Origin of the sequence: Vreelandella glaciei (genome assembly GCF_013415125.1) — a bacterium.
GTDB lineage: Bacteria > Pseudomonadota > Gammaproteobacteria > Pseudomonadales > Halomonadaceae > Vreelandella > Vreelandella glaciei.
Genome location: NZ_JACCDE010000009.1, coordinates 1 through 14,792, shown reverse-complemented (window position 1 = coordinate 14,792; position 14,792 = coordinate 1). Strand labels below are relative to the sequence as shown.

Here is a 14,792-nt window from a genome sequence, read left to right as displayed (position 1 = left end):
CAGTTTTAAAAGCCATCTGTTTTAAAAGCCATAGAGCGCGGCAGGATTATCCACCAGAATCTTTTGGCGAATGCTCTCATCGGCCCAATGCAGCAAGACATCCAGTTGTTCAGCATCGTCGGGATACTGCTCTCTGGGGACGCCAACATGGGGCCAGTTTGAGCCCCAGATCACCCGCTCAGGGGCATGCTGGATAAGCCGCTTAGCAAGCGGGCTAACATCAGCATACTCAGGCCCGCCGCTTAAACTGGTTTCATAACCGCCGCAGATTTTTATCCATGCATTACCACGATCCAGCAAGCTTAGTATTTGCGCTACCCTAGGATCATCAGCAACTACCGGCGGCATAAATTTACCGATGTGATCAATGATGTAATCGGTTTCGATCGCTTGCAGCGTGGCCATGTAGTTATCGATCTCATGGCTATTGAACTGCACCATTAAATGCCAACCAAACGCTTTTACCCGCGCCTCCACTGCGGCTAACCCCTCCATCCCGACGGCCCCACCGGGTAGCTGCATAATTCTGGCACCCCGAGCACCTTGAGCATGTAGCGTTTCAACCTGTGATTCAGAAATATCCGTGGGGACTGCCACAACCGCTCTGGCGCGCGCCTGCCCAATGTCCGCCACGCCTTGCAAAATCGAGCGATTATCAAACTGGTAAGCGTTAGATTGCGCTACCACAACGCGCTCCAGCGAAAGCCGCTGCTGAACTTGGCGGTAGTCGGCCACTGTCGCCAACTCGGCAATGTTTGGGCCACCCGCCTGCGCTTCATAGCCGGGCAAATATAAATGCATATGGCAATCGGTTGCCCCTGCAGGCGCCTTTAAAGCAGGCGGCGGCCCTGTTAGCGGACGTGTATTGGCGGGGATAGACAACGTTACTTCTCCCTAAGTGCATAGGTGGATAGCGCATCACGGTTAATTTCAATCCCCAGCCCGGGGCCATCAGGGATCGTCATCACGCCCTGATGATGCTCTAAAGGGGTTTGTACAACGGCTTGGCGGAAGGGGTTTTCAGTGCGGTCGAACTCCATAATGGGCTCGATAGGCTTGCGGCGTGGTGGGTTAGGCGGTAGCGCGGCCATAAACTGCAGGCTTGCCGCCAAACAGACCGCCGTTCCCCATACGTGTGGTACCAAGCGAACGCCATGCAGGGCGGCCATATCCGCCACCCGGCGCATTTCGCTGAACCCGCCGACGCCACAGATATCCGGCTGCACAATATCCACAGCGCGACGGGCCAGCGGCTCGTGCATGGCATAGCGACCATGCCAGTTTTCACCACTGGCAACAGGAATCTGCTGACCGGCACGAACCGCTTCATAAGTAGAAATTTGTTCAGGTAGAACGGGCTCTTCAAACCAATCGATACCGTATTGCGCGGCGCGCTTGCCCAGCTCAATGGCTTCCAAGTAATCGTAACCGTGATTGGCATCAATCATCATGCGCATATCCGGCCCAATGGCATCACGTACGGCGGCAATCACCGCAAGATCTTCCTCGACATCGAAGCCAATTTTTATCTTAACGGCGTGAAAACCATCGCGACGGTAGCCTGCTACTTCTGCAGCTATATCCGTGACGCGATCAACGCCCTCACGGCGGAAAGAGCCGGTGGCGTAGGCGCGCACGCTGTCGCGAAAACGTCCACCCAGTAGCGTCGAGATAGGTACACCAAAGTGCTTGCCTTTGATATCCCACAGCGCAATATCAATACCGCTTAAGGCCGTCACGGTTAAGCCACGCTGACCTTGGTCGCGTAACCGGTTATAGAGCGTTAACCAAACTTTCTCTGTTTGGAGAGGATCTTCGCCTACGAGCGATTGGGCGTAGACCTCCACAATGGCGGCATTAGGCTTCGCGGGGCCCAAGCACTCGCCCCAACCGATGGTGCCATCGTCACAAATGACTTCGACTAAGCAGTGTTGGCGGCGCGAAAAATGCATAGAGGCACTTTCAAACGCCGTCTCAAGCTGATAATCAAGTATATGGGTGTTTACAGCGACGACTTTCATGATCTGTCTATCCTTGTTAGCGATTTTAATCAAACGGACTTATTGAAAAAAGCTGGGTAGCGTCAAAGAGATAGCGGGCACATAGGTCACCAGCATCAAGGCCACAAACAGCGCTAAGAAGAACGGCCAAATAGTGCGCACTGCTTCCTCAATTTTGATTTTGCCGATCACGCAGCCGACAAACAGGCAGGCCCCAACGGGAGGTGTACATAGCCCTAGCCCCAGGTTCATCATTAAAATAATGCCGAACTGGATCGGGTCCATGCCGAACTGCATGGCCACCGGAAGAAAAATAGGCGTACAGATAAGAATTAACGCCGCCATATCCATAATCATCCCTAAAATCAATAGGATGATATTAAGCATGAGGAAAATAACCAGCGGCTTATCGGAAATAGCCATCAGGCCTGTTGTCAGCATTTCCGGAACATTATAGAGCGCTAGCAGGTAGGAAAAGGCCGATGCACACCCGACCAAGATCATCACCAGCGAGGTGGTTTTTACGGCTTGAATCACGGCTGACTTAAACGATGCCCAGGTCAATTCGCGGTAAACCAAACCGGTCACCACAATGGCATAGATAGCCCCGAAGGCGCCCGATTCCGTGACGGTTAGGATGCCTGACAGCACCCCACCAACGATTATTACAGCCGTCATCAGGCCAGGCAGCGAGGCGACAAAACTAATCATCAGTGCATACCAACCAGGGAATGCTTCACCTTTGTAGCCGCGTTTAACCGCAACGATGTAGGCCGCAACGGCTAGGCTTATGCACATCAAAATTCCCGGAACAATACCGGCGATAAACAATTGAGTAACGGAAATGCCACCGCCTGCTGCGACCGCATAAAGAATCATGTTATGGCTAGGAGGAATCACGACACCCGCAATTGATGATGTCACGGTGACGTTGACGGCATAGTCGGCATCGTAGCCTTTCTCTTTCATTACCGGGATCAGGATAGAACCCAAAGCAGAGGTATCCGCTACTGCCGAGCCGGAGATTCCCCCGAACAGCATGGAAGAGCTGATATTCACCATTCCCAAACCACCGCGCACCTTACCGACCATCGCCGATGCTAAGCGCACCAAGCGAGTGGAGATACCGCCGTGCATCATTAGCTCACCGGCAAAGATAAAGAAGGGAATTGCGAGTAGTGAAAAAACGGAAATACCGGAGAGAATGCGCTGAAAGGCCACAAACAGCGGCAAGCCTTCATACAGGAAGGTAACAACGGCAGCTAAACCAACAGCAAAAGCAACCGGTGCGCCAACTATAAGGCCTAAGAAAAAGATCCCGAAAAGAATAATAAGACCCATCGTTTATACCCTCTTAACTTTTCGAGTCAGTAAGCGCTGCGCTATATCAGAGGCTGCAAAAAGCATGATTAATACACCACATATTACTAGCGGGGCTGCACGCCAACTTTCTGATAGTCCTATCATCGGGATAGGTCTATTCAGGTTTGACATGACTAATGTCCATCCCTGAAAGGCCATAAATCCGCCAAAGGAAAGAATAAAAAGGTCAGCAAGGTGATGCATTAAGCTACGTAAAGGGCCGCTAAAGCTCTCGCGTATAAAATCGATATTAAGATGACTATGATGCCTGACACCTGCCGCTGCGCCTAAACAGGTGATATACACAACCAGCACTAGTGAGGCCTGTTCAACCCACGTAGGGGTATTGTTAAGTACATATCGGCCAAAGACTAACCATCCAAAGATAGCAATCAAGGCAACTAACAAAATACCCGCCACCAGAATGCATAAACTGGCAACACTATCTAAAATTCGATTCAGTGAGCCGCTATGTTCTGCGTCTTCTTTATCGACCGACGATTCAAGTTCGATACTCACGGCACGTTTCCTTTTTAACTTCCGACAGCGGCTACATAACCGCTAGCTAACTGCCGGAAGCGTATGGGTGTCAGTATTACTCGGTGGCGCGAATTTCCTCGATCAGTTCACCCGTGCCAGGGTTGTTGGCGATAAACTCCTCATACATAGGCTCCATAAGGGCCTGGAAGGCGGCTTTATCGTCTACTTCGTTAATCTCAACACCATAGTCGAGAACAATCTGACGACTCTCTTCGGAGCTTTCCACCCATAGCTCGCGCTGACGCGCGGAAGCCTCTTCGGCTACTTCACGAACAATTTCCTGGTCTTCTTCCGAGAGTTCCTCCCAGCTGGATTTAGCCACGCACAGACACTCAGGAATAATCAAGTGCTCGGTTAATGAGTAGTACCCCGTTGCTTCATAGTGATTGCTTGACTCAAAAGAGGGATAGTTATTTTCAGCACCATCAAGTACGCCGGTGGTTAAGCTTTGGTACACCTCACCATAAGACATCGGCGTGGCGTTACCGCCCATGGCGGCAATCATGTCGACGTAAAGATCGTTATTCATCACGCGAATCTTTAACCCTTCAACGTCTTCAGGGGTTTTAATAGGGCGTTGGGTGTTATATATGCTGCGGGCACCCGAATCGAACCACGAAAGCACCACTAAGCCTTTATCTTCTAAGGCGTCCGCAAAACGCTCACCTATTTCACCATCCATTACCGTATGCATATGTTCAACATCATTGAACAGGAAGGGTAACGAGAACACATTGGTTTCTGGAACGATCGGGCCCATCGGCCCCATATTAAAATTAGCAAAATCCAGCGCCCCGTTGCGGGTTTGCTCGATAGCGTCGGACTGATCCCCCAGCACCGCATTGTTATAAACACGTGGGTTAACGCGCCCTTCCGTTTGCTCCGCCACGGCGTCGGCAAACTCTTCTAGCGCCATGGTATTGGGGTAACCGTCAGGGTGAATATTCCAGCCACGCCAGTCTTCAGCTTGGGCAGGTAGCGCAATGGCGACTAATACAGCCACGCTGGCAATGGGGGCTAACGTTTTTAAAGTGCGGTTTTTCATAGGGCTTGCGCTCATGCAGTTGTTATGTGTACGCATGTCTAACATCCTCTTATTATTGATAGTTATTTATTAGTTAATGCTGTTTTATAGCATCAATGACGTATTAGTACTTTTTTGCTACCTTGATAAGGGCTTCAAGCAACAGGCACTCCTCGTTGGTTGGCATTACCAGCGGTGCGCGAACATTGCCCGCTGGCCTACCGACAATGGCAGCACCTGCTTTGATGAGGCTAACGGCATAGCCTGCTTTTCGATCCCTGAGATCCACGAAAGGAATAAAAAAGTCGTTGGTAATCTGCTTCACGACGTCCTTATTGCCTTTACGCAACTCCTTGTAAAACGTGACAGCCATTTCCGGTACAAAGTTAAAAACGGCTGAGGAATAAGTATTCACGCCAATGGACACATAGGCTTCAGCAAAAATTTCTGCCGTAGGCACGCCGCCGATATATACCAGCCGGTCGCCCACGGTTTTGACGATTTTGTTGAGCGCCTGAATATCGCCTTTGCCATCTTTCAGCCCCACCAAATTAGGGCAGTGATCGGCGAGTTGCTGAACAGAGGAAGCGTTCAAAATGCCATTGCCGCGGTTGTAATAAATCACGTTGATGGCGGTGGCATCACAGATCTGGCGAGCATACTCAACCAGGCCATCCTGCGGGCACTCAGTGAGGTAGGGAGGCATTAAAAGGATGCCGTCAGCACCCGCCTCTTCTGCCGCTTTTGCAAAGGCTTTGCCTGTCTCTACGCTTAACCCCGCGCTGGCGATTACCGGCAAACGTCCGTCGATTACCTCAACAGCAACACGAACAATGTCACGATACTCATCAATTGAGAGACTGAAAAACTCGCCCGTACCACCCGCCACGAAGACTGCGGAAATTTCATGGCTAATAAACCATTCGAGCCGTTTACGATAACTCGCTTCATCAAAACGGCCCTGGCTATCAAAGTCCGTGATGGGGAACGATAGCAATCCATCACCGATGGCATTGATTACTGCTTCTCTTGAAAACGTCACGTTGCGCCCTCTTTGTAAATGCGCTGACCATTGAATGAGCAGACTCCATCGGCTGGCCAACATCTTATGTAATACATCATACAACCAGGAAGATAAGTATCGAGTCGATATGGCGCAAGCGAAAGTAGCGTAACTTAAACCAAAGTAGAACTTCTTCGTAAACCCAAACAGTCACCCGAAACAGCCAGTAGATAGATGCAACCCAATGAAATAAATAATTTTTTATACGTCAATCACCCAATCTGGCTTAAATAGCTCAGGAGTGAACTCATAAGGATAACCACCGGGGTTGGCGATAACGCGCGTACCATTACGCAACATATCTATTGGTTCATGAACATGCCCATGCACCCACACATCCATCTTGCCCATCAGGTGCGGCAGGTTTGAAGCAAACGCGGGGGATAACGCGTCGCCTAGGTATTGGCCAGGAATACACCCATGCAGCGGTGCGTGATGGCTGATCACCACCTTAGGGCCGTCAAACGGTTGGGCCAGTTGGCTTTCAAGCCATGCTAGCGCTTCAGCATGTAGCTGGCGGCTCGCCAGCGGGGTGAACGTTATGCCGGGAGAGGTTTGGACGATTTTGAAATCGGGCATATAACGCAGTGCTTTTGACTCGGCATGGGCAGGGTTTTGGGTCGGGTCATTGGCATAGAGCGCGAAGTCCGTCCACAGTGTTGTGCCGTAAAAGCGCACGCCGTCGAGGGTTACCGCGCGATTATCCAAAAGCTCGATATTGAGGCGCTCGGCTTCGCGCGCCAACTCTCCACGCAGCTGCGGCATGCACGTGCCGTAGAATTCATGGTTGCCAGGTACATAAATAATAGGCATATCCGGGAAGCGGTAACGCGCCCAGGCAAGCCCTTCGCTCTCGCGATGAATATCGCCAGCTAGAATCACCACGTCGGCATCCACTTCTGGCAGTTCGCGGTTGCCATCGAAAAACTCCAAGTGTAAATCAGACAAAATACGCAGGCGCATAAGGCTCCTTGTGGCTTTCATCACGGTAGCTAGCGTGAACGACATTCAACAAACCGGCTGACCAGACTCACTACATCGGCTTCACACTCACGATGAGGGACGTGGTGAATATTGGCCAGCATTTCGCCGTGTGCAGAGCCGTTAATATAGCGAACAATACGCTCCGGCTGACGGTGCGAGCCATACTCATCTTTCTCACCATGAATCACTAAGCTGGGGCACGTCACCTGCGCCAATGCTGGCGTTAATGTCCAGTTTTCAAACGCTGGATTTAACCAGGTTTCTGTCCAGGCCTTGAGTACCCAATGGGCTTTATCACCATGATATCTTTCCAGCTTGGCAAGCTGTTCTGGCGCCTGAAATACCTCTTTGGCTCCCACAATACCGTTTCGCGTTCGTGCTTCGTTAAACGCCTGGGCAGAGATGGTAATCAAACCATCGCACTCATCGGCATATATCCCCGCGCAGTGAACAGCCATACAGCCGCCTACGCTATGCCCAAGGGCAATAAAGCGCTTAATACCCAATGCATCACGAAGGGCAGAGAAACCTTGAGCTGGTTCATCATCAATAAAACTCAATGGCAACGTGTCGTGGCGGGCATCAGAGCGGCCGAAACCCAGGCGATCATAGGCGACTACCGTGCGATGGGTGGCTGCACACAGCGCAGCAGGAAAGCTACGCCATAGTTCAACGCAACCTAGTGAGTCGTGCAGCAGCACGATAGGGCTTTGTTCAAGGGACTGGGCACTGGCTGGTTGCCAGGCACGTACAAATAGTCGCCCACCTGGGGCGTCTATCATGCTGTCATGGTGTACAACCGAGGCGGAAGAGAGATAAGTCATTAGAAGATACTATCGTTATCTTTAGTCGTTTATTAACAATAACATATTTTATTTTAAGCCTGTTTCTCTTTACCCAGAGGTTTTTATAACAATTTTTATGCTGCATCGCAGCATAAAGAGACTATACTCCATATGTAGTCCCACTAGGAGGACCACATATGACATTTCTAATAACGCCCCCTGCACGCGATAAAGAAGTTCTAGAGTTCTGGAACTTGAACGCCCAATGGAATCGTGCCGCAGCAGAAGCGCTGAAAGCCTATTTAGGTTAATTCAGGTGCTTTATCCCCTTAAGACTGAAAGATAAACACAGAAGCCGGGGTAACTCCCGGCTTTTTATGTCTATGAAAACCTTTTCCATTCAATTGCCTAGAGGTATATATGGCTTAATTGTAAGCAAATGCTTACACGTAATAGCAAATCACCTACATCTTTTGAACTAGCCGTAGCCAGGAAAAGCCCTTACTATCGTTACCCACAGCTAAAATACTGCTTTGCAAAAACTAACATGTGTATAAGAAATAAGCTGTGAATTAAAACGCTTTTCACCTAACCCCTGAAAAAGGAGCGGTCGCCATGCAGCACTCACTCAACCACGGACAGTCGATGGAAGCCGATATTATGGAAGTCTGGGCTAAACGTGCTCAACAGCAGCGTGCGGCGCTTGATGCGATCAAGGCCTATCTCGGCTAAGCGTAAGCCCTGTTTTGCACCCTGCGATGTCAGCTACATATCACGCCTCGTCACAGCGAGGCGTTTTTTTTGGCTATGTTCACAGCCAGTTAGATTCGGGCGCTTCGGTGGTATCAAGCTGATCTAGATAAGTGCCCTGCAAGATAAACATCCGCTTCACATCCCGATACTTGCCATTGATAAAGAACTCCTGCACTAGATGACCCTCTTCAATAAAACCGCTCTCTTCGTAAAGGTGGATCGCTTTAACGTTCTCCACCGCCACAATGAGATAGACCTTATGCAGGTTTAGGATAGTGAAGGAGTAGTGCAATGCTTGGCGAATCAACGAACGGGCAAACCCTTTACCCTGATGGTCCGGAGCAATGATGATTTGAAATTCGGCACTGCGATGGATGTAGTCGATCTCAATCAGTTCAACCAAGCCAATCGCGGTACCGTGGCTATCTTCGGCGACAAAGCGCCGCTCTGCATTGTCATGAATATGCTTGTTATAGAGCTCCTCTAACTCGTCAAATGACTCGTAGGGTTCCTCAAACCAGTACGACATGATGCTCTGGTTATTATTGAGCTCGTGGACAAAGCGCAGTTCATTGCGCTCAAGTGCCCGTAAATACAGTGTATGACTCATGGCCCTCAATCCTTGTGAATATCCCTTCAGAATACTCGTTTTCCACTGACGCACCGCTAGATTTTATGACTGGTTTTAAGGCCGAGACCAAGATCGCTTTTACTGTTCCGTTATTTTGGCTAGGCGCCGGAATGAAAACTGTTCTGCCAGCGGATGCTCCTCTCCTTCAATCAGCGCCCGCAGTAATGTTGCACCGATCATGCTATAGCTAATGCCGTTACCGCCATACGCCATGGCGAAATGTACCCGTGGCCCATGAGCTTCATGGGGGCCAAAAAAAGGCAGGCCATCATCGGTTTCGGCAAAGGTACCTCCCCATGAGAACGTCGGGTTGATATCGAGCTTAGGCCATAGTTCCTCTACCTTCTGAGCCAGCCCTTCGGCTTTCTCTTCCACCCGAGCATCGCGACGCTTGGGAATATCTTCATCATCGTCGTCGCCACCCACTAAAAGGCGACCATCGCAGGTCGTACGCATATAAAGGTAGGGCCGCGCGGACTCCCACACCATGGTATGACGCAATTTACCTAATGCCTCCGGCGGTAGCGGGTCGGTAATCAGCGCATAGCTACTGCGGTTAATAGCGACCTTCTCAGGCAACCAGGCTTGTGACTCATAGCCCGCCGCCATTACCACGTACTGGCAGCGCAGGGTGGCACCGTTGGTAAGCGTGAGCGTGACTCCCTGTTCGTCCGGCGTCATCATCTCCATCTGCGTACGGTCATACACTTCCCCACCGCGCTCGACTAACTTGGTAAACAGCTGATAAGCCATGCGGTATGGGTCAATACTGGCGGCCAATTGGGTCAGTATCGCGCCGGGGGCCACAAAGCCGTACTCCGCCAAGATAGCCTCACTTTCAAGCCAGGAAGCGTCAAAGCCGTGCTTTAAACGTAGCGCCAGCTCCTCTTTTAATGACGCTACATCCTCTTCGTTACTGGCATAGTAAAGGCTCTGCTGACGTTCAAAATCGACATCTCCCAGGCCAGCCGCCAAGGTTTCAAGCTCACCAATGGCATCGGCACAGGCGCGGTAAGCAAGCACCGCGTCGGCTTCACCGTAACGCTTCGCTAGTTCCGTCATATGCGTATCAATCTCATACTGCAGTAAGGCGGTGCTCGCAGCGGAGCTGCCCCACCCCACATCGCGCCGTTCAAGCACGACCACATGGTGGCCGTGGCGGCTGAGCTCATCGGCAATCAGTGCACCGGTAATACCACCACCAATCACCACCACTTCGCTTTGGTGGTCTCGGGTAAGCTTTGGAAAGGTTTTCAACAGGCCGTTTTTTACAGCCCAAAAGGGGTAGCCACTTTTTAGGTCCATCGGGATGCCTATGCTGGAGAGACTTGCAGTATGCTGTTAACCATAGATGGTTCCTCAAAACTTGCTCGATAAATAGCCCTAAGTGGGCGCTCTTAAACAAAAAAGGAGTTCCACATGATTGATTTACGCAGCGACACGGTCACGCGCCCCACTCCCGAGATGCTTGAAGCCATGATGTCCGCGCCGTTAGGTGATGATGTGTGGGGCGATGACCCAACGGTAAACACTTTCCAGGCAAACTTGGCCGAACTGGCAGGCAAAGAAGCAGCGCTACTGTTTCCTAGCGGTACGCAAAGTAACTTGGTAGGGCTCATGGCCCACTGCGAACGCGGTGATGAGTACATTGTGGGTCAGTCGGCGCACACTTATCGTTATGAAGGCGGCGGCGCAGCCGTCTTAGGCAGTATCCAACCTCAGCCAATTGAAAATGCGGCCGATGGCACGCTGCCACTGGAAAAAATAAGCGCTGCCATCAAAGCTGACGATTGTCACTTTGCCCGTAGCAAACTGCTGGCGTTGGAAAATACCATTGGCGGTAAAGTGCTGCCCGAAGAGTACGTTCTAAAAGCGACAGAACTCGCTCGAGAACGCGGCCTAACAACGCATTTAGATGGAGCACGTCTGTTTAATGCTGCCGTCGCAACCGACAGGTCGCTTAAGCAGCTCTGCCTACCTTTCGATAGCGTTTCATTATGCTTTTCAAAAGGCTTGGGAACACCAATGGGATCGGCATTAGTGGGCTCTCAAGCACTGATTGATAAAGCTCGCCGTCTACGCAAAATGGTGGGGGGTGGAATGCGACAAGTAGGCATTATCGCGGCGGCCTGTCAGTACGCCCTCGATCATCATGTGAGCGATTTAAACGAGGATCACCGCCGCGCCGCACGGTTGGCCGTAGGCTTGGCAACACTGCCGGGGGTCGACATCACCTCACAGGCAACCAATATGGTGTTCGCACGCTTTCCCGACAACCATGTGCAGCCACTTTCCGCCTGGCTAAAAGAGCACGGCATTTTGATTGAGCTACTTTACGCCACCCGCTTTGTTATCCATCGCGATATTAACGATGCGGACATTGATAAAGTCATCGCGGTCATGGAGGCCTACTTTAGTCGTCATTAAACATTCGCCGCCATAAAACGCTCAGCTGCTTAGCTGAGCGACGCCGCGCCAAGCGCAAGATGAATGGCAATGCCTGCCATCATCATGCCAATCAATCCGTCAATGACGCGCCACGCAATGGGCTTTGAGAGCCACGGTGAAAGCGCGGCGCCGCCCCAAGCCAGCAGGCTAAACCACAGGATTGAAGCCGTGGAGGCACCCGCTACAAAAATGCCCGCACTTTCCTGCTGGGCGCCAATGGAGGGTATCAGCAGCAGCGTATCCAGATACACCTGGGGGTTAAGCACGGTGACGGCAAGGGTAGCGAAAATCACTTTGGTTAAGCTGCGCGCTTTGCCCGCTTCAGCGCTTAACCCTTGCCGCCCACTAAAGGCTCTAAACAGCGCCTGAGCCGCCAGCCAGCTTAAAAACACTACACCCACCCAGCGCATTGCCTCCAACGCGTTGGGCATCGTCAGCAGAAAAGCACTCACCCCAAACATGCCCGCCGTGAGCAGAATAATATCCGCGCTGATGCACAACCCTGCCGACCACCAGTGGTACTCACGACGAATAGCCAGCCCAAGGATGTAGGCGTTTTGCGCGCCAATCGCCATAATAATCCCACCGCACACCACCAGCCCGGTAATATAACTTTCCCACATTGCTCTGCCCTCATTGCCGGAATTAGCGTCGTGTTGATAAATCCTGACACTAAGGTAACGGGCAGCACGAATAACTAAAAATCATTCTACTAATGGGGTATTAGTTTTTCTTATGATGGAGGTATTGATTGGATTTATTAAAAAGCATGGAATTCTATACGCCCGCAACACTCCCTGGGAGCAAGAGAGTTAGCGGTGACGCTTTGCTTGACAATTCTCAGGTTTCAAAGGGCAGGCGGCGCACAACGGCTCATTTGGAAGGCGATACTTGATACAGCACAAGCGTCGTACGCGATTGGGAGTATCGCCACCCAATTCAAGATAACGCACTGGTTGATAGAGTGGATTGCGCCGCCCATCCGGTAACATGGGTGTATCAAGAAAGCGAAGTAGCGGTTCACCGGCATTGTGAAAAGCTGAATGTCGCGAACAAGACTGACCCAAAATTTCCACGTAGTGGCCGAGATTACTCCAGTACACTTTGGGTGAAAGCCCCGATAGCTCAACTAGCACATCGACTAACGGAGCGCACAGCCCCTCGAAAAGCGGCGCAAAGCGTTCATGAAGAGCCTGAGATGCCAGAGGTTGCCCTCCATCGCGTAGCCACAGCCGTTTCACTTGGCTTCGCTCACCCAGTTCCACTTGTAACTGATCTGGCTGCAACGGAAACCCTTGCCTCAATAGGAGGTTAGCTGCCAATATAGGCGTCGACACCAAGCTAAAAAAATGCTTCGACCATATTGAGGCCGACGCCTTGCAATCGGCTCTGTCGCCATAAATTGCAGTGTGCTGTCGCAGCAACCTATCCATAGTTTTACGTTTAAAGAGCGCCGCGACCGGAAGCGTCGCAGCATCCGGTTGGCCAAAGCCAGGTGCCTTCATTTTATCCATGGGCGGTTGGCGATAGAGCGCCAAAAGGGCCTCTATCGGATCACCAAGCCGAATGGAGTCTTCCATTATCGACACTCCTGCTGCTTTGCCAGAGAATCGTTATCCATACATGGATTAATAACCTGTTCACCGACCTCATCTGCGGCTAATGCATTAACCAAGGATTCGGCGAAACCTAGAGCAGAAGGAAGAGCGCCAAAATGGTTAAAGGTCGCTGGTAAGAAGATGGCATCGCCGCGTTTTATGATAGGCAAATGTTGCCACATTCCACTTACGGTGAATTGTTCACGACTGGAACTGGTAGCGTAAGGGCTTTCTAATATCACTAGGCGGGAATTGATATCGACTAAGGAGTCGATACTAACCATTGTGATTCCAAAGTGACTCTCGGGGCCTTGCCAAGCATTTGACAGCCCCAGCTGATCAAGGGAACCTTGGAAAAGACTGTTACTACCAAACACCCTGGCATGTTTATGATCCATCAAGCGAACAATCAATAAAGGTGGCATTTGATCACCAGCTATCCTGCTTCTCAATGATTGGAAATGCGACTCGGTTTCTTTAATCATGTCCTCCGCAAGATCCGTAGATCCGATGGCCTCTCCCACCCGTCTTGTGAAAGAGATCATTCGTTGCCAGCTACTTGCTCCGCTTTCTGAGCTATAAGGAGCTAGGCTTTTTACCTTGGCAATACCTGACAGTCGAGGGACCATGTGCATGAATTCCGGCGATGTCAGAACCAGCTCGGGTGAGACTTGATCAAGAAGTTCAAGGTTGGGCTGGATAATGGTTCCGAGATTGATGGCTTGCGCCGCTCCCTCTAGCGTGGAGTAGGGAGTGTCTGGATCTATGACGGCGCTAGGTACTATTCCCATCGACAATAATGTTTCAGTACAGCGATAATCAAGAGAACCAATGGAGGGTATGTCACGGGAAGCAATTGCCAAGCCAGGAATAGGAAGTGCAAGGCACGCAGTTGGAATTATTATTACCATACAGCGATATAGAAGCATACGTACGATACAGATACGGAGCATGACAATCCTTGCTTGATCTTAGTAAAGCAACTGAGGCTTTTGTGCTGCTGAAAGCGGTCTCTCTAAGCCCATCAAGGGTAGGCATAACTATTGTTATAGCAGTAATATCTAAGAATTATTAATAACTCTCCACCCCGCCGGCATCAGCGGGGTAACGACTTAAAACTAAAATTCCATAGTCGCCGACAGCACCACACTTCTTGGCTCGCTAAGTCGAAGCCTTCCGCCGCTCCCACCAGCAGATTCCCAATAATCCTTACCTAAGAGATTATTTACATTAGCTCTCACTGTTATAGGTTGATCATCAAATTGGTAACCTGCCCCAATATCCCATCGTGTCCACCCTGGAATCTCTTGAGCGTTACTGGCATCAATGTATTGAGAGCTGCTGCTGACAACACGTGAATTCAGAGTCAATCCAGAGATAGGGGCATTCCACTCAACGCTTACATTACCTAACCACCTTGAGATACCTGGCGCTTGATTCCCGTCATTAACGCCATCTTGTGTTTCAGTTAGAGTTGGCTGTAGTGAACCGCCCCGGCTTTACCGGAGACTCCATATCTTGAGAGGATGGAGTTATGAACTCACCAAAACGATATTCCCCAGAAGTCCGGGAGCGAGCTGTTCGATTAGTCCTTGAACAGCAAG

14 protein-coding genes and 1 pseudogene are annotated in these 14,792 nt (G+C 50.8%); 1 reads left to right on the top strand and 14 read right to left on the bottom strand.

Annotated features, from left to right (window positions below):
* Positions 1 to 21: 21 nt before the first annotated feature.
* From HZS80_RS07760 to HZS80_RS07715, 10 genes are all read right to left on the bottom strand, one after another.
* Positions 22 to 882 (bottom strand): amidohydrolase family protein, encoded by an 861-nt coding sequence (locus HZS80_RS07760; RefSeq protein ID WP_035559172.1) that lies wholly within the window; start codon positions 880 to 882, stop codon positions 22 to 24.
* A 2-nt stretch (positions 883 to 884) separates the two neighbouring features.
* Complete coding sequence (locus HZS80_RS07755) at positions 885 to 2,021, bottom strand: mandelate racemase/muconate lactonizing enzyme family protein (protein WP_179915696.1); 1,137 nt, start codon at positions 2,019 to 2,021, stop codon at positions 885 to 887.
* A gap of 39 nt (positions 2,022 to 2,060) precedes the next feature.
* Positions 2,061 to 3,341 (bottom strand): TRAP transporter large permease, encoded by a 1,281-nt coding sequence (locus HZS80_RS07750; RefSeq protein ID WP_035559168.1) that lies wholly within the window; start codon positions 3,339 to 3,341, stop codon positions 2,061 to 2,063.
* A gap of 3 nt (positions 3,342 to 3,344) precedes the next feature.
* The gene (locus tag HZS80_RS07745; protein ID WP_179915695.1) at positions 3,345 to 3,881 is read right to left on the bottom strand and encodes a TRAP transporter small permease; all 537 of its coding nucleotides are present in this window, start codon (positions 3,879 to 3,881) and stop codon (positions 3,345 to 3,347) included.
* A gap of 76 nt (positions 3,882 to 3,957) precedes the next feature.
* Positions 3,958 to 4,947, bottom strand: a complete 990-nt coding sequence (locus HZS80_RS07740) for a TRAP transporter substrate-binding protein (RefSeq protein ID WP_179915774.1) — start codon at positions 4,945 to 4,947, stop codon at positions 3,958 to 3,960.
* Positions 4,948 to 5,050: 103 nt separating this feature from the next.
* Positions 5,051 to 5,968 carry a 5-dehydro-4-deoxyglucarate dehydratase gene (gene kdgD, locus HZS80_RS07735; RefSeq protein ID WP_179915694.1) on the bottom strand — a complete coding sequence of 306 codons (918 nt, stop codon included), beginning with the start codon at positions 5,966 to 5,968 and terminating at the stop codon, positions 5,051 to 5,053.
* Between the two features lie 222 nt (positions 5,969 to 6,190).
* Positions 6,191 to 6,952 carry a metallophosphoesterase gene (locus HZS80_RS07730; protein ID WP_179915693.1) on the bottom strand — a complete coding sequence of 254 codons (762 nt, stop codon included), beginning with the start codon at positions 6,950 to 6,952 and terminating at the stop codon, positions 6,191 to 6,193.
* A 29-nt stretch (positions 6,953 to 6,981) separates the two neighbouring features.
* Positions 6,982 to 7,797 carry an alpha/beta fold hydrolase gene (locus HZS80_RS07725; protein ID WP_179915692.1) on the bottom strand — a complete coding sequence of 272 codons (816 nt, stop codon included), beginning with the start codon at positions 7,795 to 7,797 and terminating at the stop codon, positions 6,982 to 6,984.
* A gap of 772 nt (positions 7,798 to 8,569) precedes the next feature.
* The gene (speG, locus tag HZS80_RS07720; RefSeq protein WP_179915691.1) at positions 8,570 to 9,121 is read right to left on the bottom strand and encodes a spermidine N1-acetyltransferase; all 552 of its coding nucleotides are present in this window, start codon (positions 9,119 to 9,121) and stop codon (positions 8,570 to 8,572) included.
* A gap of 99 nt (positions 9,122 to 9,220) precedes the next feature.
* A complete protein-coding gene (locus tag HZS80_RS07715) occupies positions 9,221 to 10,447 on the bottom strand; it encodes an NAD(P)/FAD-dependent oxidoreductase (protein ID WP_179915690.1) in 1,227 nt (408 codons plus the stop codon).
* Between the two features lie 114 nt (positions 10,448 to 10,561).
* Here HZS80_RS07715 and ltaE point away from each other — a divergent pair, with 114 nt between their 5' ends.
* Positions 10,562 to 11,569: a low-specificity L-threonine aldolase gene (gene ltaE, locus HZS80_RS07710; protein ID WP_179915689.1), complete on the top strand. Its 1,008-nt coding sequence runs from the start codon at positions 10,562 to 10,564 to the stop codon at positions 11,567 to 11,569.
* Between the two features lie 29 nt (positions 11,570 to 11,598).
* Here ltaE and HZS80_RS07705 read toward each other — a convergent pair whose 3' ends face one another.
* The 4 genes and pseudogenes from HZS80_RS07705 to HZS80_RS24090 form a co-directional block, all read right to left on the bottom strand.
* On the bottom strand, positions 11,599 to 12,213 hold the full coding sequence (locus HZS80_RS07705) for a LysE/ArgO family amino acid transporter (protein ID WP_179915688.1): 615 nt from the start codon (positions 12,211 to 12,213) through the stop codon (positions 11,599 to 11,601).
* Between the two features lie 189 nt (positions 12,214 to 12,402).
* Positions 12,403 to 13,170 (bottom strand): siderophore-iron reductase FhuF, encoded by a 768-nt coding sequence (gene fhuF, locus HZS80_RS07700; protein ID WP_179915687.1) that lies wholly within the window; start codon positions 13,168 to 13,170, stop codon positions 12,403 to 12,405.
* Entirely contained in the window at positions 13,170 to 14,141 is a 972-nt protein-coding gene (locus HZS80_RS07695; protein ID WP_246361807.1) for an ABC transporter substrate-binding protein, read from the bottom strand. Before HZS80_RS07695 ends, fhuF begins: the two co-directional genes overlap by 1 nt.
* 165 nt (positions 14,142 to 14,306) lie before the next feature.
* Positions 14,307 to 14,636: pseudogene (locus HZS80_RS24090) on the bottom strand (TonB-dependent receptor domain-containing protein); the annotation flags it as partial.
* Between the last annotated feature and the right edge of the window lie 156 nt (positions 14,637 to 14,792).